This is a genomic window from Bartonella sp. AA83SXKL, from assembly GCF_042196965.1.
Taxonomy (GTDB): domain Bacteria; phylum Pseudomonadota; class Alphaproteobacteria; order Rhizobiales; family Rhizobiaceae; genus Bartonella.
Map to the genome: position 1 here is coordinate 401 of NZ_JBHIRG010000227.1, position 263 is coordinate 663.

Genomic DNA, 263 nt, shown 5'->3' on the forward strand with positions numbered 1-263 from the left:
GCTACTGCCTTGGCTATGTAATTGCTTTTCAAGCCAAGTTAATGCTGTTGTTGCATCGAAAGATGCACTCCGTAGCCGATAGAATAAATGAGCTGCAAAAGTTGAATCAGCAGTGAGTGTTTCATAGAAAGTCAAAAGAGCATGTAATTTTGGTTCATTTTCCGTAAGAGAAATTTTATCAGCGACTTGATGAGCAATATGGCGCATATGCCGTGTTTGTTCAATACGCAATGAAAGACGACGTACATTTTCAATTAAAAGCA

1 protein-coding gene is annotated in these 263 nt (G+C 38.4%); it reads right to left on the reverse strand.

The genetic code is table 11. The annotated features are described in order from the left end of the window. Positions 1-263 (reverse strand): hypothetical protein (locus ACFINO_RS10785; RefSeq protein ID WP_375655845.1); only part of this gene is annotated, 263 nt, incomplete at both ends.